Consider the following 20232-nt stretch of genomic DNA (forward strand, 5'->3'; position numbering starts at 1 on the left):
GAAAAGAAAAGATACGCCAGCATAAGAGATGTTAATTTCAAATTAAATTAATTGTGACATCTGAGACAGTAACAACTATTGAACTAACGAAAAAACGTTAGTTGAAAACAAAAGTGAGCAGCTTGCCAGTTGGCAGTTGCTCTTATTAGTTATGCAAACCGTCAGAATAGTTGAATTTAAGTGAAATAATTACAAATGTAGTCGTTCATTTAATTCGTTACACAAACATTCGATGAGAACTTTTTCACTGTAGTAACAGAAGGAAATGTTGACACGTTGAGGAATCCAGTAATAATTGAATGTAATCTTTATAACTAACGGGAGAGTAGGCGGATTATATGTTTGAACTTTCTGGCTGCATTATTATCCAACCGGTATATTCGAGGTTATAGGGAATACGGAGCTAGTTATAGCCACTGGGACGTGGACAAATTTATCCATTTGAATGGGTAAAAGATATTAGCTCTGAGTGGTTTGAACGACTGAGGGAAAGCCACTATGCATCGGAAAATCGAATTATCCTTACATACGATGCATGGATTCAATTGCCCGAAACCATAAAAACAAAGTGGCTTTTAAAATGGCTGCATGAACGGTTAGAACCGAGTGATGGCCAAACGGGTATAGCACTTAGTTATGAAGATGATATTTCTACAACAGACATTGAGGCTGGCAAATACCATGTTATTGAGGTTAAAATTCCTGAATAGTATTGAAGTATGAATAAGGCACGAGCTCTGTATGAAGAGCTCGTGCCTTATTTTATATATGTTTGTAGTTGTGGACTACGACCCATTTCTAGATAACTTCTAGTAAACGGAGGTGAAGTCTCCTATCGTACTTGTTTAATTCTCATCTTCTTACGAATAGACTAGCTAAGCTAGGTAGAGTGTTTGACTAGGTAAAAAGGCCGGGTGTTCAAATCTCTCACGGCGTGGGCATTTATATAACGGGATGTAGCTTTGTATATCAACTGGTTTAAGACCAGGGGGGGAAACGCTCATCACGGATTTTCTTAGCTTTCCGGAACGCGTGCCTATCGAGCTCTTTGTCTGGATGCTTACCAGTTCGTACGATACAATCCCATTGTTGTATAAGTCTTTTACTGCTGGGAGATATCTAGCGTTCTTCGGCTTGGTATTACGCTTATTTTGCTGTCTGGCTACACACCTTCAGTCTACAATCAATCTAAAGCAACGAAAGTGGAGTGTGATAGGGCATGTTAAAGGTGGCTTACTCTTGTATAGATGGTTCACCCCATGTTTTCTTAATAAATTCCTTTTCTTGTTCTGGCGTCGCTACTGCTACCGCTTCAACGTGGTTACTGCTCTCTAATTCACATAAATAATTATGATCTTCGTCAATCTTCAAAAAATCTCCGGCTCTCCATTTCGATGCAATCTCCATTAGTTCACTATAATGGTCCCATTCGACTGTACCTTCTGATTCTAGTATATTGATTAGTTGTTTAATACGTTCTGGTGTCATTTGAACTGAGTTGAGTTTATCGTTAGAGATAACTTTTTGGTGTGTCATAGCATGCATTAAGCTGATCACGTCTTTTTGCGTTGCTTTTGTACTCCCTGCTAACGCGCGTTCCATTACTCTATCAATTTCCTCATCGATTGATTCTGTCTTGATCTCTTTAATCGTGTTTGGCTTTTCTGTATCTATCCGTCCGTGAAGTTCTCCGGCATCACCGCGAATGGTTTGGGTCATGTTGAAATTAATAAGGTTATATGCGGTAAGTGATCCAATCGTGACTACGGAAATGGAAGCAACGATAATCATAATTTTTCTTGTAATCGACATTTTAGATTCCTCCGTAAAGTTCTGGTTGTTGTCTACTTTGTAATAGAGCCAATTTACTATCAGACTATGTGCTGTCAGTAATCTAGATAGAGAATGAGAAAAAGCTAATCCTGAAGGATAAGCTTTTGTGAAATTTATTGCACACTGCGGTTTTTATAGCTTAAACAGGAGGTGATAGATCAAACCCATATACAGGGATTTCTCCCTTATTTCAAAGGTTATTACCTGGTAGTTCATTACCAATTGTATATGGGACTTGATCAATACTACATGAAAGTGCCGCTATGGTAAGCTACTGGCATCCTGTTTTCTTCATTTTTGTTGTGTTAAGGTAACGAGCACTTCGTTTCATGTAAATCTCTTTCCTCGTTTATAATATCTCATCCTTTTAACGTATAGTAGGATAGAAATGTTTCATATTTACAAAAACTTGTTTCATAGGAATGAATCTATCCTGCAAAGTAAAATACCATACCTGAACTGTTTGTATTAATAATTACTGGATTTAAAATAATTACATCTATAGATCTATGAATGAGATGATGCTTAGCATCTCTTTACACTAGATATATGATTAATACACTATATGAATATTTCATAATAGAAAGCATATATATATCGCATACGAATTGAACTTACCCATACTTTTGAAGTCTCACCATACATTAGAGTGGAAAAAGGATCGTAAATAAGCTCCGGTATTAGTTTATCTATTCTACATATTAAGGCAAAGATATAGATAGTATTGGTTATGGGAGAGACTTGTTAAGTAGCCGGGGATATTAAAGATATAGAGATTTGATATATAAGGGAAGTAAAAAGAGTTAGCAGCTTTAAGATCATCTCTACATAAAGAGTGTGAATTATTAAGAGGGAGTGGAATAAAGCAGTTAGTGGTAGTTTTTCTCTTTTGATCTTTTGAAGAAAATCAGTCAAGATAATAAACTGCGTTTATTTCATTAAGTAATTAGTGAAGTGGGCTGATGCTACCCGCTCTAAAACGGCTACGCCGCTAAAGAGCGGATACGCACCGCTGGCGGGTTACTTCAGTCGATAACAAGAGCGCCTAAGCCGGAAAAGTCGTCTTGGCTAAAGCGCTCTAGGTTCCTGTCTGTCGCTTAACACCGCGCCACGGGGCCAAAAAGCTAAGGGATTTTGAGGGTAGTTCATAGAAGGCATGGCTGCATCATGAATGTTCCGCGCTGCTCCACTTATCATCAAGCCGCCACGCAAGATGAAGCACCATGATCCGCTGCGCTCCTTCATCGTGCAAAGGATAAGAGATATAGAGAAGGAAAAGGGGAGAACCGGCAGCTGCCGGTTCTTTTTTAATCTAGCGTTTTACGCCTTTTGCCTTCCGCATGGTAACAAGGGCAAAGCGACTAACCTTCCAGGAGGCCGAGCCTCTGGCTTCACCTCTCCACCTCCTGAAAGCTAAGTCGCTAAAGCGGCATGTTCAAGGGGCCGAAAAGTTTTTTCTTCTTCTAGCAAGAAAATGCAGATGAAAAAATTTTTCGGCTGAAACCCTTGATCATACCGCTATGCCCTTGTTTCCAAGCTACGCGTTAAAAGGCGAAAAAACGCCCTTTCGGGACCTGATCCCATGCGGTAGGCAAAAGAGAGAGTGCTACGTAGCACAAGAAAAGGAGAGGTGAAAATGATATTTAATAATGACTTCACGAAATTTTCTAGTTTGAATCAAATAGTTGAACGCACCTGTAAATGTAATTCAGCAGAAGACTGTGCGATCTGTGAGGGAGAGGGAAAGGTTACAGTACTGGATGGGAGGGACGAGTCTCAGTACTGGCACAGGATGCAAGAGGAATTGGTATACCGATTAGAGGCTGATTTTTATGAATCCAATTTTGTAACGGACATTTACCGAAAAGAAGACAAGTTATGTATTACTTATGTAGGCGGGGAATTTCATCCAGCCCAAACGTTCTGGTTTGATATTAAGTTTTTAAATAAACTAGCATGCCACAGTGAAAGTCCAATACATCTATGGACGGTTACGATTGGTGAAATACATGCTTTGTCTTCTGATGTGTATAACGAGGTCATCGTTCCTTTTTTTAAAGATGAGCTAGCAGGAATAGGACATTTATAGAGTTTTTATATTTCACGATGGATGAGCTGAATGAACCCGATTGGGAGATGCTAGCTATTGTTAGGCGTAAGACGCTGTGATTTTTCCTCTAATAACGAGCCGAGCCGTAGGTGAAAACTTTGAATTTAGTGCATTTGAATAGATTATCCAAATAAATGAAGAGAGGGAGATTAGAGATGAAGGAAAGACAAAAAGCTTATGCACGAAAAGCGATGGATAAAAAGTTTGTTCAATTAGTGCCCGATGAAGAAGAGCAGCTAGATATCGGGTTTGCAGACGATATTGAAAGAGAAGATAGTTACAGCTGGGTATATGAGTATAAAGGCAAGTGGGTGATGCTCACTTACCATTTAGATACAAAGGAAGTTATGGTGTCGGTAGCAAAAACTCGTCAGGCATTCTGATGAGTTTTACGCCAAATAGATACCCCGCCTCTCTTGGAAAGTTTTCGTAATGATTAGAATTTTAATTAGTATTAGGAAGGCTCTTTTTAGCTCGTAACTCTTGACCATCGCTACTTGTAGTTCTAAAATGAAGTTAAGTAAGTCATTAGTAGCCGAGTAGTAGTCATTGTAAACTTAAAGGTAATACCGGGAATTCCCGGTATCTTCATATTTTTTTCCAAGGCAAAAAGAACCCTAACGGCCAAAGTAAGGGTTCTTTTTGTTTTGTATGAATTATTCAGGTAAAGTGTAGAATAAGAATATAAAAAAGCCCCGGCAGGGGCATTCCTAGCTTACAGTGCAGCGGTCATTTTTATGACGGTCTTTTATACCGAGCTTACCATAAAGGGGTAGAGATCATGAGGACGAAAAATAATAAGGTAATTCATGGTAAGTTTCGATTAGGTGAAAATGCCTTTCCTTCCTCAAAAGAGAAAAGGGAGAAAATCGAAAGTGAAATCGCAAGTATTAATAAAAAGATAGCATCCATTAGAAAACAAAAAAGTAAGGAATAACAACAAGCTATATCTAATGAACAACTTTACTTTGAGGATCTTGAGTGAAGAACAGCTAACTATGTTGAGCCGCTGCCACTCTTCTGCTTTTGGAAAGATCTCAGGCGTTCGCAGTCATCAGATTCTAGCGTTCCTTTTATATTCTCGCTTTAAATGAATATGAATTATAAAGATTTGATAACAATCATTAATATGTCTCATTATCTAATTCAGCATATCTCAAGTTCGCGATGTAAACTCAATTTCAACATTGAATAGTCGTTTCGATACTGAAACATTCGATACGCTCGAAGAGGGAGCAGCTACATCTCATCTTGAGGGCGTATGAGTTCGATAACGAACACTATTTCCTAACTCAAGTTCATCATATGCTTTTTTAATTGTGTCAAGAGTATAAGTCATATCGTTACCCTTCTAGTTATAGAATGGGTAATTCTAATACTTCTTTCAGCAATGTCCAAGTTTGAGCGAGCTGTGGTTTCGGTGGAATATAAATAATTGTTGTATCGCGTCCACGAGTTAGAAGGACACGGTACGCATTTAATTTCATTTGTACCGGGCTTTTTGCACCATTTTTAGTATGAGTGGCTATCCAGTTTTGACCGTTCCAGCACAAATCTTCATCCCAATGAACAATTGCACAATCGAGCTCTAATCCTTGTGTTTGAAATTCTGTAGCTGCATATTGCAAATTCTTACAGTAGTAAGGGCTAGCAGGATAATTAAAATAGGCTGTGGCTGGTTTAGGTAATTCATTTCGATTCTCAAAAGGTATAACGGGTACTTTTTTTAACCCATCTGCACCTGAAGCACAAATCAAACCAAATGTTTTATGATCCTCTGCATAAAGCCCTCTAATGTGATCTGTCGCTTTTCTTAAATTATCTGTTATGAGTACAGGGTAACGCTGCTTTTCTAATGGTTTCTTGTAGTAGTTCGCTTGATGAATATCACCATCCAGCAAAGTATTTACAAACGCATAGTAATTCAGCGCGGCATGTGAACGTAGAGAACAGTTTAAATGAAGATGTTCATGTTGTTCATAATGTTCAGCGTTCCTAAATAACTTGTTTTCATGTTTTGCATGTACAGTAATGTGTTGACTCTGGATTGCTGTATTCCACAAACTTAATCCGCTTTCTTCTCCTAAATGAATCTCCTGCCCGTCACCTAGTAAGCCGATAACAACGCTCCAAGGTTTGTTAGCCTTCGCAATTTGAATAATGACATCAGGCTCGCTCAAATGACTCCCCATTTTTTTAGCATCCCAGGCTCGCTGCGCTTCATCAAAAATGATAACTTGCTCGTGTGGTGTTTTGCCATGCTGCAAGTAATCACGTTTATAACCGTAGAGTGATTGAACAAATGTCTTATTACTGAGCGTATCCTGTAGTACTTCAACTAAAGGGCCATTTCCAGATAAATAGACTGAGTTCGGCGTGGCGTGAGCGATTTGTAAGCCTAAAAATGTTTTGCCAGCACCAGGCTCACCAGAAACGAGTACAAGGTGGTGCGTGTTAGTCTTTATAGCTTCTTCGATAACTGCTTGTACAGTTGTATAAACCTCTTCAAAGTTGCTACTATTTATGGCTCTAATGCGCGGCAAGTCTTCATTGTGTAAAATTGCACGTGCCGCCTCAAGCATGGATGGAGAAGGCTGATATGTACCTGCTAAAAATTGATCGGCAGTAATGATTGCATCTGTACGTTTTTTAAGAAGAACACAAAGTAATTTGTAGAAGCTGTTTTGGCTAGCTAAATAGATTTGGAATTTATTGATGGCCAGTAGCTCCTCACTCGAATCATTTGTAAGCAGCAATACGCCGGTTACTTTTAATGAATGCTGCTGTACAGAAGAATGGTAATGCTCGATATCGCGTACATAAAGTGAAGCTTGTAAAAATTCTGCAGCGGTCACATCATTATAACTTTTGCATTCGATAACTAGAACGTGACCTGGAAGTAGTAGCAGCACATCGGGACGGCGCCCACTTCCTCGCAAAATCGAGTACTCAAAAATAAGAGATCCTTCAACTGCCTGATAATGCTGAAAGATTGATTGTAACTTTTCGTAGCAGTCCTGCCAGGCACGTTGTTGTGAGTGAATTTTTTGTTGTTCATCCTGCCATTGCTGAGCGCTTAGTGAACCGTATACATAAGATGTTAAGGATTGAATAAAGTCGCGTAACGAGAGGTTTAGAAAATCTTGGATAGAGCCTTTCCAGCCGCAGTTCAATTTGCTAACTCCTTTATAGTTAAATTCAACTGTAATATTAAGTTATTTCTATTATAATTTTAATAAATAGGGATTGTAAGTGTAGAATGAGAATGTAAAAACTGAAGGTAGGCGAGAATATGAACTTAAACGTGAATCAAGCTGTGTGGGTTGCTGCAGCTGTAATGACATATGAGCTTATTAAAAATGATGGTGCTACAACTACAGATGAAATTGCATTAGTACAAGCTGAAATTCAGAAACGTGCTCAAAAATTGACTAGTGATAATGTTGAAAGTGCAAGGATTTCACAGCATTTTAATGCAGATCATCCTAAAAAAATACATAACTATTTAAGACAGATTAGTGGCAACAAACGGAGAATCAGCTATATTGGTGAGTTTGATGGTATTAAGGAAAAGCCGGAGTTTGAAGCATTTCAGGAGCAAAGTTTTATAACTTTAGTGACAGGCGATAAAATAACAATAAAAGAGTTGATTGATTTTCATAGAAATGAGTATCGTTTACTGTTTGAAAACCAGCAGTTAACAGAGGCTGAGGTTGATTTTATTAAGATTATTTCACACCTAGAAGCTTATGCAAATGAAAGATATAAAAACCCAATGTCAGTACAGGGAAATGAAAGGGATGTGTATTTAGCGATTCGTGAAAGCGGCGGCGCTGCAGTAACAGAATTACATAAACTGGCGAATTATTTTTCGCGAAAATATGGACTGAAAAATATAGGTAAATCAAAGTGGCTTTCAGGTGGATATGATGTGGTTCGGCGTTATTTATGGAATCAGTTAAAATATGAAGAATATGAGCATGTTTTAACGAGTGTATCAATTTTTGCTGAGAAAATAGGAGAAGACGTGCAGTTTAGGATTTCTGTTGAATTAGATGAAAAAAATGCGAAAGAGGCTGATTACGATCAGCATCATAAAATTTTAAAAAAACCACGTATCGAAGCTCCAGAGTATTGTTACTATATTAAAACGAATAATGGGTCGGGAAATGAAATCTCTTATGAAACGGCTGAAGAAGCTTATAAGAAAGTGAAGGAAGGAACATATAAGAAAGTACAACTTGTATATGTACTTACACATGATCAAATTCAGCAACAACTACTAACTAATGACCAAATCTATAAAAAGTTTGATGAGGCATTCAGAAATTTACTGACTTACTACAATCTAGTTGTCGGAAAAATAAAATATATGAAAACAGATGTGGGGGAAGCATCGTTGTATGAGAAAAATATAGTACTATATGGACCTCCAGGAACAGGAAAGACGTATTATACAGTTATTTACGCAGTAGCTATTATTGAAAATACTACACTTGAAAAGTTAAGAGCAGAACCGTATGAGGAAGTCTTATCACGTTATACCGTGTATAAAAAAGAAGGGCAAGTTGCATTTACAACCTTCCATCAATCATTTGGTTATGAAGAATTTATAGAAGGTATAAAACCGGTATTAGATGATGAAGTATCTGATCAGGTAAGATATAAAATTGAGCCGGGCATATTCAAGCAATTATGCGAGCAGGCACAGCAGTTAGAAATTTCCTCATTGATCCCTAATCAGAGCTTCTCAACTGATACGAGAATCTGGAAAGTATCATTAGGCAGAAGAGAGAATGTTCAAACTAAAAGGGATTGTTTTGAAAATAATTATATCCGTATCGGTTGGGATGATCTTGGTGCAAACATAGCTGATGAAACGGAATTCCCAAATACGAGTGTTAAAAAGATTATATCTGATTTTTATGATGAAATGAGCATCGGAGATATTGTGCTTTCATTAGGTGATCAAAAGCACATCGATGCAATTGGTATTATTAAAGGGGAACCTGAATGGTTGGAGCAAGTAGACTATTATAAGCGAAGCAGAAAAGTAGAGTGGATTGCAAAAGACATATGGGAAGACGTCTATAAATCTAATCAACAAACGAATTTAACTTTAGCTACTGTATATGAGCTGAAGAAAATAAATAGAGAAGAAATTAATCAATTGATTTTGAGGTATGCGGAGAACAAACGAGACGATTTGGAGATTGAAGAAAATAAGAAGAAATATGTATTTATTATCGACGAAATCAACCGTGGAAATATTTCTAAAATTCTTGGGGAGTTAATAACGCTAATTGAACCAACAAAGCGATTAGGTGCTCCTGAGCAAATGAAAGTACAATTACCATATTCAAAGTCAGAGTTTGGTGTGCCTCAAAATGTTTACATAATAGGGACGATGAACACAGCCGATCGCTCAATTGCTTTGATGGATACCGCTTTAAGAAGACGTTTCCGCTTCATTGAAATGATGCCGAACCTTCAAGTACTAGAAGGAATTAATGTGGAAGGTATCGATATTCAAAAGATGGTGGATACAATCAATAAGCGAATTGAAGTGCTTTTTGATCGGGAGCATACAATTGGACATGCGTATTTCCTTAACTTAAAAAAGGAGCCAACCATGGCTAATTTAGCTGGTATTTTTGAAAATGCGATTATACCGCTTTTACAGGAATATTTTTATGAAGACTACAGTAAGATTCAGCTAATCTTGGGGGATAATGCGAAGGCTAATAATTTAAAATTTATTTTAGATACACCGGTTCAAATGGATAACATATTTAAGGCGATCCCTGATGTGGATCTGCCTGAAAGCAAATATTGTATTCAAAAGTCAGCTTTTCAAGACTCACAAAGCTATATTGGGATTTATGAGTGATCTAAATGAAGAGAAAAGTAGTGGAGCTAAAGGAACACGATGTTATTTCTAATAAGATAGCCCCTGGAACCGTGTATTTAGATAACGCATCATTTACCCAGTTAGAGAATCTTGTTTTAACGTTCGATGAAGAAGACGATGCAGACGCGATAGATTTTTTGTCTCTCTCATCCAAGAAGAATGTAGGGAAAATTATTAAGGCTAAAAATTATGTTGGCGTCCTGCCATTAAATAATGGCGTGCAGCTTGAAATTTTGCCGAAACTTCATGGGGGTACACAAGAGGATTCGAAAAAGACTTTTTTGAAAATGTTAAAAACCTTGCGCGATTTTCCGAGTAAAACATTCAATGAAGCGAATATAAATACAGAGAAGATGCCGATCTTCGAAATTTTTATTACCTTATTTATAAAAGAAGTCCAGCACCTTGTGAAGCGTGGACTCAAGTCTGCTTACTATGAGGTAGAGGATAATTTAAAGGTGTTTAAAGGGAAAATGAATTTTGCCCAACAAATGAAGCAAAATACGGTGCACAAAGAACGCTTTTACATGCAGTATGATGAATTTGGGATAAATAGACCAGAAAATCGTTTAATCAAGAAGACATTAGAAAAGTTAGCAAAGGAATCTGAGAGTGCGGAAAATAAAAAGGATTTGTATAGACTATTAGTACATTTTGAATCAATCGAATCATCATCAAATATAAAGAAAGATTTTACGCAAGTTAAGATTGATCGGAATTCAAAGTATTATGAGGCGCCTTTAAATTGGTCTAGAATTTTTTTAAGCAATCAAAGTTTCACTACATTTTCAGGAGAGTCCTTTGCCCAAACATTACTTTTCCCCATGGATCGTGTATTTGAATATTATGTATCGCGGAATTTGAAGAAGCTTCTAAAGCCTAATGAATGGACGATTTCTTTACAGGACCGAAAGCATTATTTATTTGAGAATAAATTTGCATTAAGGCCGGACATTGTTTTGCGAAACAATACAAAGCAGCATACAGTAATCATTGATACGAAGTGGAAGCTATTGACGAATTCTTCGTCTAGCAATTACGGTATTTCACAGGCGGACATGTACCAAATGTATGCTTATGCAAAAAAATATGAGACAAATGATATCCGTCTTTTATATCCGATGAATAATGAATTTAATGAGCAGCAAACTATTCGTTTTACAAGTGATGATGGTGTGAAAGTCACAGTCTTTCTTGTAGATTGTCATCGTATTGAAGACAGTCTAAAGAGATTTATAGAGGCTTTAAATGAATAAAAGAAACATACGAACTAAATTTCGGATGGTGCGTGTTTGATTTGAATGTTACGCTCGCCACGTACCACTTTATCCAAATGCCACCACCACGGCTTTAAGGGTTCCGTAGATAAAGAGAAGTCATACATTTGAGAGATATGGTCATACATTTCTTTTGCATTAAGCAAAAGTTGAATATCAAATAGAAGCAATTTATTTTGTTCTTCGGTGGTCATTTGAGAATGCAAATTATGTAGTGTCCTGGAATGCAGCATATTAATGGACTCAAACGCGCTTACCTCGAAATCATTGGCATCCATGCCATAGAAGTTAATGATCTGTGAAATGTTATGTTTCCTCATATTTGTCCTCCTATCTCTAGAACTTTCTTGTTTCAATATATCAATTGAAGATAAGGTGGGCAAATAATAAACACCCTTATGGAACCTGAACTGTACCCCGTAAGATGGACACTTTGAAAGAAGTGACCATCTTACGGGGTTTTGTGTTTTAATCAATATACAGAAAAGCCAACCTAGGAAATTGACAATGATAAAATCAGAAAAAGTTACACCGAGAACGAGTGGAATATCTTAGAGGGAAATCCAAGTGTACAACCAGTAACAAAAGAAAATTACCTATTCTTCCACGTTTAAATCTTTCTAGGCGTATAATGAGGGACACTCGCCAATGGGTATGTTTCTACAGAGCAGGATTCAGTATGGATATTATTGGTCAAGAGACTACGAAACAGAGCTGAAACGTTGGCAGAGCATGTATACGATATTACGACATATGGTGAAGTAGGCTTGCTTGACGAGCGTAAAGGAAAGGCAATATCACAAATCATCTGTCTGTTGAGCCTAAATACGGACATCCATAATGTATCTTATTCAAAGTGATCTGTAATACATACGTACATGTATACGTTTACGTATGTAAAATCATTAGATAGACTATTTTAGTTTTAAATGAAAAGTGTTTTGAGGCGAAGATTACTAGTATAATAAAATTCTGTTAGGTACGAGAAGATGTTGGATTGTATATGTAGTAAGAATTCTATGGATTTGAGGGATAATATGTTAAGTTGGCATGGTTTGAGAGCTGGAGATACGATTAACAATGATAAATTATGCAGCATCTTTAAATGCGCTCCGCAGGGAGGGATGCGAAGATCTCTTACAAAGAATTCATTAATTATTGTTTCTAATCATGTGGAATCGCTATACGAGGATCGCTGGGTTGATGATGTGCTCCACTATACAGGAATGGGCCAAAGTGGTGATCAAAGTAAGAGTTTTGCTCAGAATAAGACGCTTAACGAGTCAAATATTAATGGAGTTGAGGTGTATCTTTTTGAAGTTTTTAAACAAAAAGAGTATACATATCGCGGAAGAGTTGAACTAGCTGAAGAAGCCTATCAGGAAAATCAACCAGATGATACGGGTAGCATAAGAAAAGTATGGGTCTTTCCTTTAAGAGTTACCGGAGAGAAACGTCATTATCAACCATCTAAAGAGTTAGTAGATAAAGTGAGACAGCAACACGAAAAAAAAGCTAAGAAAATGAGCATCAAGAATTTAGAAAAGAGAGCAAAATACCCACGTAAAACTTCTATAGTGAGGAATGTAAATACCATAACTTACGACCGAGACCCATATGTTTCGGAATATGCAAAACGACGTGCGAAGGGTAAATGCCAGTTATGTGAGTGCCCTGCTCCATTTCAAAATAGACAAGGGGATCCTTACCTAGAAACACATCATATTGTTTGGCTAGCAAGGGGAGGAGAAGATACGATTTACAATACGGTAGCTCTTTGTCCAAACTGTCATAAAAAGATGCACATCTTAGATCTACCTACAGATGTACATAAACTTACTCAAGCTGCGCTAAAGGAAGGGATTAATAATGAAGCAAATTGATGTAGTAGGAGCGGTTATCGTTAACGAGAATAAGGAAGTCTTATGTGCTCTTCGTTCTGAGAGTATGTCTCTATCTAATTATTGGGAGTTCCCAGGTGGCAAAGTTGAGAAGGGTGAAGACCATAAGGAAGCTTTAGTAAGGGAAATTAAAGAAGAACTTCTTTGCGATATTCAGGTAGGTGACTTTATTACAGAAACTTTACACGAGTATCCAAACATTAAGGTGAAGCTTACTACTTACTTCGCTCAGATCATTAAAGGAACTCCAATTGCTACAGAACATGAAAAAATTAAGTGGACTCCTCTTAAAGATATACGTTCTTTGAAATGGGCTCCTGCCGACATACCAACCATTGATCTTTTACTTGAAACAGAAAGTTGTAATAAAAAATATTTTTAATCTTCTTATCCTGTAAAAAAACGAAGTAGCTAAGTACTCTTTACGCTTAGCCAATAAGAATCAAGGTAAATTCAATATTTATAAATTAGGTAGGTGTGAAACGGTGTCACAAAAGTTACATGATATTTTATTGGAAGTTAATTCAAGTCTAGCTGAACTTACACAAGAGATAGAAAAACTCATTTTCGTTTCGCCAAGAGCAGCGATGCAAACGACGCGTACAATGGCGGAAACTTTAGTTCGTGAAGTTGCGCACTTGGAAGGGATTGACCATAACGCATTTAATTTTGGCGAATTACAAATGAAGTTGAAAAGTGAAGGTTTCATAACGCCAACAACGGATAAGGCGATTGATTTCGTTCGTCGCCAAGGAAACACTGCGAGTCATGATGGCATGCGAAAAATGTTAATTCGGGAAGCGTTAACTTGTTGGGAGAATCAGCATTTGATTTTGACATGGTTTATCGAAACATATGCATCGCCAGATATTGAGGTGCCCCAGTATATTGAGCCAGTTCCTGATAATAGCGAGGCTGATAGTGAAAATTTAATCAATTATATAGAATCATTAATGCAGAATTTCATACAAAAACAGCCTATTCCCAAGAATATTGTAACCGAACAAAAGGTGAGTCGCAGAATTTACTATAAAGATGAGTTTGTTGAAATACCAGATTTTTTACGAGATGCCTTTTTATTACCACAGCGGTTCCCAAAATCAACGACATTTTTGATTCGCTTGAACGGTGAACAGCAAGCACGTATTATGAGTGAACTGCCTCACCAATTAGATGGTATGCATCAGCTTGTAAAGCGTTTTAAAGAAGCGAATGATAAATGCTTCTTTGAAGAATTACAATTATTCATTGAAGAAGAACAAAAGCGTAAAGTAGTGATGGAGCAATTTCGAGGAGAAGTCTTGTTATTTCATAAATCAGATTTTGTTATCTTAACAGAAGCATTACAAAATGTTGCATTAACAAAGGACAATTTTCTTGGTCAAACGAGCTTGATGAACTCACTGCAAGAACAAGGTTTCTTACATGTTAGGGATCTTCCGAAAGAGTTAGTTTTATTAGGTAAGTACCGAAATGTTGGTGAGATTGCAGTCACCAACTTATTTAATCAGCTGAAAGTTAAGGGGATGGAGTTTGCAAACGAATTTAATACCCGATGCGGAGTATGAGTTTTTTGTATTATTCATTCTAATGTAGTTACCCTCTAGTAATCCTGTTGATAATAGGAATGGCTTTCTGCAGCAGAAGCATCTCCAAATGAAATATCTGATGTTCTTAATGTAGAAGAGGTCTTTCCATACTACGAATTACGGCTTAATGGGACATCTATAAGTCAGTAAGCTACAATTTTATGGTTCTAATAAACGTAGTTTTCTTTTAATGTTTGAACGTATATTCTCTAACAACTTGCTGTCCAAACAGATCACTAGTCTGTCATTATGATGTTATGATAGATTAAATTGTATTGCTATATCGTATCTTAAATCTTATATAACCTAGTAAAAATAAAGAAGATTGAAACACTGCAGTTTTCAAAGCAAGTGTCATCGATCTTTTTTATTTATGAGCATTATTAATCCATTATAATTAAATATCTTGGAATTTATAAAATACACAAATATTTTCCTAATCATCTAGAGAAATTTTAGCGTTTTTAAAGTGTCTTTGTAGGTACTGTTTAGTAGTTCGACTCTAGAAACTATTTCTTTTTTGCTTCTTTTCCCTCTTCACTAATAATATTTTTATCTACTTGTATACTTTTGGCAAAGTTATTACAACTTACTGCTACAACAGCGAATATAAAAATAAACAGGAACTATTTCTCCCCCGAAGCTAAGATCCAGTAGTAGTGCAAGCAGATGTAATAAACCTTCATAATTATAATCTTACTTCTATTATAAAATGCTATAATTATAGAAAACTACATTAGCTGAAAGGTCGTATAAGTTAGATGGAGCAATATTCAAATTTACGTAAAGATTTAATTCATGAATTAGAAACATATTTAGTAGGCCCACAAAAAAAAGATGAAATACTAGGTGAAAACATTAAGCCAATGCAGTTTTATTTAACAGGGAAATTAGTTCCGTTAGGTGCAACATCAGATGTAGTAAATGAGCGCGATAACGCAATAGAAACACATATTCAAGTAAGTGAAGAAGAAATATCAGAGCAACTTACAACAAAGAAACTTTTTCGCCCGTCTACAATGGGCTTTAGTTTTAAATTAAAAGAATTAACGACAGTCGAAATAGAAGCATCCTGGGCTGTTTATGAGGGTAAAGAGCATAAACGTATGCCTCAATCCGAGAAATGGCAAATCGATATTTCAAATGAGAGGTCCAGCACGCTGAAAAATTTGAATGACTCCAAGTACGGGAAAGTACGTTATACCGTTACTTATCGGAATAACTTATATCATGTTAATATTTTTTTAATAAACAGTTTAAAGAGAGAACAATACCCTTTACAAAATGAGGTAATGTTTCAAAGTTCGTTAAAGGTACATATACCTACAACTCATGTTGCTAAATTTACATCTAGAGCTGATCAATATAATCTTCAAAATGAACTTCTTTATCGTGATAAAGAAGAGCTTGCAATCGGACATGGTGTCGGAGTAGATTGGGAAATAGTTGGAAGTATTACAACGATTTTTTCAACATGGATGCCGCGTTATGAATTGCCGAATGTAGAGCATTGTAAAATGGAGAATCAGTCATTTAAGATGAAGGATTTAAGTGAATACACTGTAGATATTTTGAAAGAGAAATTAAGCGTTATACCTGCTGCATATAAATTGTGGTTGAAGCATGAAGTTGAAATAATAAACAAACTACCAGATTATTTGAAAGTTGAGGCAGAACAGAACGTTTTAAAAGTAAAGAGCATTATCCAACGTTTAGAAGAGGGTATTTCACTTGTGACAGAAAGTAACGATTCTCTATGTTATTTAGCGTTTCAATTTGCTAACCGCGCGATGTTATTGCAACGAGCGCAATCCGGAGTAGCTCAAACATACCGTACAACAGGGGAGAGAATAAAACCTACATTAGATGGGGAATGGCGTTTATTTCAGTTAATATTTTTATTGATGAATATTGCAGGCGCATCGGATGAACAACACAGAGATAGAGAAATTGTTGATTTAATTTGGTTCCCAACAGGTGGTGGTAAGACAGAGGCTTATTTAGGAGTTGCTGCTTATGTCATGGCTTATCGTCGATTATTGGCGCCACATCAAATTGACAAGTATGCTGGTATAACTGTTTTTATGCGTTATACATTACGCTTACTCACAACCCAACAATTCCAACGAGCTGCCGCTTTAATTTGTGCTGCCGAAATATTACGTAAACCGAACACTAAATTATTTGGTGAAGAGCCATTTAGTATAGGTTTATGGATTGGAAGAGATTCTTCGCCTAACACATTAGAAGAAGCAATAGAGAAACTCGAGCAATTACTTGAAGGAAAAGAAGTGAAATCTGGTAATCCAGTTCAGTTGATGCATTGTCCGTGGTGTGGTTCCGAGTTAGGACCTGAGCAATATGTAATTAATAAGAAATCACAGAAAATATGCTGTTCAAATGAGCAGTGTACTTTTAAACATGGTATTCCTGTTTATACGGTCGATGAGGCTATATATAAGAAATTACCAACATTGTTAATTGGAACGGTAGATAAAATTGCTCAGTTACCTTGGAAACAAAATATGCATGAACTATTTGGAAATAAAAATGTTTATCACCGAGACCTAGGGTTTGAATATAGCAAATCTACTCCAAGAGGATACAGTCGTATTAATCGATTAAAGCCACCTGAGTTAATAATTCAAGATGAGCTACATTTGATTTCTGGTCCATTAGGCTCTTTAACAGGCTTATATGAGGTAGCAATTGACTTATTAACGCGACAGAACGGAAGACCTGCCAAAGTGATTGCATCAACAGCGACAATTAGCGGTGCGGAGGAACAGATTCGTTCTCTCTATGGTCGAAAAATGCAGCAGTTCCCTCTAGCTGTACAAAAAGCAAACGATAATTTTGTATCGAAGGAAGTCCCGACGTCCGAGAAGCCGGGGCGCTATTATGTAGGTATATGTGCGCCGGGGGTAAGTAATAAAATTCAAGCGATTCAAACATACAGTGCCTATATAACAATCACAAGAAGTGAGCCAAAGTTTAAGGTAGATCCATATTATACAATGCTATGCTATTTCAATACGATTAAAGAATTAGCAGGGATGAACACTACATTTAAAGACGAAATAAACTCACGATTAAATATGTTAGATCCAACTAACAAATTTGAACACGATTTGATAGTTGAAGAATTAACTAGCCGCAAAAAAGCACAAGATATTCCCCAGTTACTTATGCAAATGGAAAAAACAATGGATGAAGCAGGCGTTCTTGATGCAGTACTTGCAACGAACATGATTTCTGTAGGTGTCGATGTGGATCGTTTAGGAACGATGATTGTACAAGGACAACCTAAAACTACTTCAGAATATATTCAAGCAACAAGTCGTGTAGGACGTAAATATCCAGGAATTGTGTTTATTTTATTAAACTCTATGCGTTCTAGGGACTTATCACATTTTGAGCGTTTTAAAGTCTATCATCAAGCTTTATATCGTCATGTAGAAACAATGAGCGTAACGCCATTTGCTAAAGGAGCCTTATATAGAGGGTTAACAGGTACTTTTATCGGATTTATTCGTCAAACGATTATGGAAATCAATGCTGAGCAAAGTCCGAAGAAAATAGTACAGCTACAAAAAGAAGTAGAAGCTGCTACCGTTCAATTTTTAAAAAGAGTTCAAGATGCTTATGGAGCTACCATTGAATACGAAATAAAGGATTTATTAGAATGGTGGCGAGAGTTATCGTTGAAATACGCTGAAGATACGTTAGCTTACAAAGAATCAAATTATGTAAAAACATATTTATTAAAAAACTTTAATGAAGAAGTGAAAGTAAAAGATGCTCGTCCAGCTATGATGTCACTGAGAAATGTAGAAGCAGCTATTGAAATTGAGGTGTTAAAATCATGAGTCAACAAAATGAAACAATAAGACCTTCCCAATTAATATATCAATCAGGTCCAGGAGCAATCGTTGAACTCTTAAATCAAAGTGTAATCATAAAATCTGCAGATCAATGGAATACAGATAGAGCACCGCAGGAAAAGGATGTACGAATCACGTCATTTTTAGGGGTTGATCATGTAAGGATTCTGAATGAAAATCTCGGTAAGCAAAAAATTAAAGCGGTAGAGTTTCCTAAATGGAAAATCTGTCCCAAATGCCACAATATGACTAATTATGATAATGCCACTTGTTATTACTGTTCGAGAAAAAATAAAGATGACATTCAAGAACTATATGCAAGCCGTTTTGTATTAGCATGTGAGAATGGGCATCTATCAGATTTTCCTTATCATGAATGGGTTCATCGAAATAAGCCTTGTACAGAAAAATTTAAAGATTCAAGACTAATATTGAAAACACGTGGATTAAGCGGGTCTTTATCTGACTTACACGTAATATGTCTGCATTGTAAACATAGTGAAAGTCTAGGGAATATAATGAAGCCTGATGAAAGGGATAAACACAGTTTATTTAATTGCCAAGGTGAACGGCCATGGATTAGTCCGAGTGCTAATGAGCCATGTAAGTGTAAAATGAAAACAACTTTACGTGGTGCATCTAATGTATATTCTCCTTCGATTGTGAGCTTTTTGCAAGTTCCATTGACGGCATCTAGCTCTGAATTTGAAGTTTTGTATTTGGTAGAGAAAGATAAAGAAAACTTTAAAAAAGCATATGAAGGTATGCGTGAACCAGGTCTTGAGATGGTTTGCAGTTTCAAAAATATCCCATCTTCTTTTGTGCCAATTATCAAACGCTATCTAGATGGGGAAATGAATCTTGAAGAAAGTTCGACCTATGAATCCATTAAAAAGCAGGAGTGGAATACATTAATACAGGATGAAATAAATGATGATCGTTTTTCATCTAAGAAAGTCGACATTTCACCAATTTTAGTGCCATATTTTGATGGTATTTTCCGTATAGATTCTGTACCGGAAGTTCAAGTGCTGAAAGAATTTACTCGTCTAGATTACATTGACCGATTTACAGAAGATGAAGTGAAAACACAGCAAGTTGTTATAACAAATGAACTTAAATGGTTACCTGCTGTACGAAATTATGGCGAGGGTATCTTCTTTCAATTTAATTTAGATAAGTTACTACAATGGGAACAAACCGAACAGGTAACGAGCGCTATTATTAAGTCTTATAATGCTTACCGTGAAGAATTTAACAATACTCCTTTGAATATTTTACCACGTCAAATTTTGATACATACTTTTAGCCACGCGTTGTTACAGCAATTAGCAGCTCATTGCGGTTATACAACAACGTCTTTAAAAGAACGTATTTATGCAAGTGACGATATGTACGGTGTGTTTATTTACACAGCTTCTGGGGATTCAGAAGGAAGTTTAGGTGGTTTAACAAACTTGGTACAAAGTGAGAAATTATTACCTATTATTATACGTGCACTAGAAAAGATGAACTATTGTTCATCAGATCCAATCTGTTCGGATGGAGAATTTGAGTATCATACATCAGCAAACGGGGCTGCATGTCATGCATGTACATTCGTATCCGAAACTTCGTGTGAATGGGGCAATTTATTACTAGATAGACGTACATTAATAAACATTAATCCGAATCAAAAAGATGGTTATTTCAATCAATTATTAGAAATGTAACGTAAGAGGTGTTAA

The 20232-nt window shown here is 36.5% G+C and carries 14 protein-coding genes; 11 read left to right on the forward strand and 3 right to left on the reverse strand.

The features are described from left to right. Positions 1–545 precede the first annotated feature (545 nt). Positions 546–710, forward strand: a complete 165-nt coding sequence (locus H9647_RS20300; protein WP_191803475.1) for a hypothetical protein — start codon at positions 546–548, stop codon at positions 708–710. A gap of 523 nt (positions 711–1233) precedes the next feature. On the opposite strand, the gene H9647_RS20305 is transcribed toward H9647_RS20300, so the two are convergent. Further along, positions 1234–1812, reverse strand: coding sequence for a DUF6241 domain-containing protein (locus H9647_RS20305; RefSeq protein WP_191803477.1), 579 nt, complete (start codon positions 1810–1812; stop codon positions 1234–1236). A gap of 1657 nt (positions 1813–3469) precedes the next feature. Here H9647_RS20305 and H9647_RS20310 point away from each other — a divergent pair. The 3 genes from H9647_RS20310 (at position 3470) to H9647_RS20320 (ending at position 4880) form a co-directional block, all read left to right on the forward strand. Beyond that, on the forward strand, positions 3470–3922 hold the full coding sequence (locus tag H9647_RS20310) for a hypothetical protein (protein WP_191803479.1): 453 nt from the start codon (positions 3470–3472) through the stop codon (positions 3920–3922). 176 nt (positions 3923–4098) lie between these two features. Then, entirely contained in the window at positions 4099–4326 is a 228-nt protein-coding gene (locus H9647_RS20315) for a hypothetical protein (protein ID WP_191803481.1), read from the forward strand. Positions 4327–4724: 398 nt separating this feature from the next. Then, positions 4725–4880 carry a hypothetical protein gene (locus tag H9647_RS20320; protein WP_191803483.1) on the forward strand — a complete coding sequence of 52 codons (156 nt, stop codon included), beginning with the start codon at positions 4725–4727 and terminating at the stop codon, positions 4878–4880. 418 nt (positions 4881–5298) lie between these two features. Here H9647_RS20320 and H9647_RS20325 read toward each other — a convergent pair whose 3' ends face one another. Continuing rightward, a complete protein-coding gene (locus tag H9647_RS20325) occupies positions 5299–7116 on the reverse strand; it encodes a DNA/RNA helicase domain-containing protein (RefSeq protein WP_191803485.1) in 1818 nt (605 codons plus the stop codon). Between the two features lie 131 nt (positions 7117–7247). On the opposite strand from H9647_RS20325, the gene H9647_RS26215 reads away from it, so the two are divergent. After that, a complete protein-coding gene (locus tag H9647_RS26215; protein WP_318245345.1) occupies positions 7248–9833 on the forward strand; it encodes an AAA family ATPase in 2586 nt (861 codons plus the stop codon). A 5-nt stretch (positions 9834–9838) separates the two neighbouring features. Then, positions 9839–11110: an McrC family protein gene (locus tag H9647_RS20335; protein WP_191803488.1), complete on the forward strand. Its 1272-nt coding sequence runs from the start codon at positions 9839–9841 to the stop codon at positions 11108–11110. Positions 11111–11124: 14 nt separating this feature from the next. Here the strand turns inward: H9647_RS20335 and H9647_RS20340 are convergent, their stop codons facing one another. Continuing rightward, positions 11125–11451, reverse strand: a complete 327-nt coding sequence (locus H9647_RS20340; protein WP_191803490.1) for a hypothetical protein — start codon at positions 11449–11451, stop codon at positions 11125–11127. A gap of 699 nt (positions 11452–12150) precedes the next feature. On the opposite strand from H9647_RS20340, the gene H9647_RS20345 reads away from it, so the two are divergent. The 5 genes from H9647_RS20345 (at position 12151) to drmB (ending at position 20217) form a co-directional block, all read left to right on the forward strand. Continuing rightward, entirely contained in the window at positions 12151–13014 is an 864-nt protein-coding gene (locus H9647_RS20345; RefSeq protein ID WP_225229442.1) for an HNH endonuclease, read from the forward strand. Continuing rightward, positions 13001–13414, forward strand: coding sequence for a (deoxy)nucleoside triphosphate pyrophosphohydrolase (locus tag H9647_RS20350; RefSeq protein WP_225229443.1), 414 nt, complete (start codon positions 13001–13003; stop codon positions 13412–13414). The genes H9647_RS20345 and H9647_RS20350 overlap by 14 nt, the downstream gene beginning before the upstream one ends. Before the next feature lie 103 nt (positions 13415–13517). Next, positions 13518–14600 carry a DUF4145 domain-containing protein gene (locus H9647_RS20355; protein ID WP_191803492.1) on the forward strand — a complete coding sequence of 361 codons (1083 nt, stop codon included), beginning with the start codon at positions 13518–13520 and terminating at the stop codon, positions 14598–14600. A 782-nt stretch (positions 14601–15382) separates the two neighbouring features. Beyond that, positions 15383–18490: a DISARM system helicase DrmA gene (gene drmA, locus H9647_RS20360; protein ID WP_191803494.1), complete on the forward strand. Its 3108-nt coding sequence runs from the start codon at positions 15383–15385 to the stop codon at positions 18488–18490. After that, positions 18487–20217: a DUF1998 domain-containing protein gene (drmB, locus tag H9647_RS20365; protein ID WP_191803496.1), complete on the forward strand. Its 1731-nt coding sequence runs from the start codon at positions 18487–18489 to the stop codon at positions 20215–20217. The genes drmA and drmB overlap by 4 nt, the downstream gene beginning before the upstream one ends. Positions 20218–20232: the final 15 nt, after the last annotated feature.

Source organism: Paenibacillus gallinarum (assembly GCF_014836635.1).
Classification (GTDB): Bacteria; Bacillota; Bacilli; order Paenibacillales; family Paenibacillaceae; genus Paenibacillus; species Paenibacillus gallinarum.

Coding starts and splice junctions, on each gene's coding strand:
- H9647_RS20305 (WP_191803477.1), bottom strand. CDS start 1,812: ATGTCGATTACAAGAAAAATTATGATTATCGTTGCTTCCATTTCCGTA.
- H9647_RS20310 (WP_191803479.1), top strand. CDS start 3,470: ATGATATTTAATAATGACTTCACGAAATTTTCTAGTTTGAATCAAATA.
- H9647_RS20315 (WP_191803481.1), top strand. CDS start 4,099: ATGAAGGAAAGACAAAAAGCTTATGCACGAAAAGCGATGGATAAAAAG.
- H9647_RS20320 (WP_191803483.1), top strand. CDS start 4,725: ATGAGGACGAAAAATAATAAGGTAATTCATGGTAAGTTTCGATTAGGT.
- H9647_RS20335 (WP_191803488.1), top strand. CDS start 9,839: ATGAAGAGAAAAGTAGTGGAGCTAAAGGAACACGATGTTATTTCTAAT.
- H9647_RS20340 (WP_191803490.1), bottom strand. CDS start 11,451: ATGAGGAAACATAACATTTCACAGATCATTAACTTCTATGGCATGGAT.
- H9647_RS20345 (WP_225229442.1), top strand. CDS start 12,151: ATGGATTTGAGGGATAATATGTTAAGTTGGCATGGTTTGAGAGCTGGA.
- H9647_RS20350 (WP_225229443.1), top strand. CDS start 13,001: ATGAAGCAAATTGATGTAGTAGGAGCGGTTATCGTTAACGAGAATAAG.
- drmA (WP_191803494.1), top strand. CDS start 15,383: ATGGAGCAATATTCAAATTTACGTAAAGATTTAATTCATGAATTAGAA.
- drmB (WP_191803496.1), top strand. CDS start 18,487: ATGAGTCAACAAAATGAAACAATAAGACCTTCCCAATTAATATATCAA.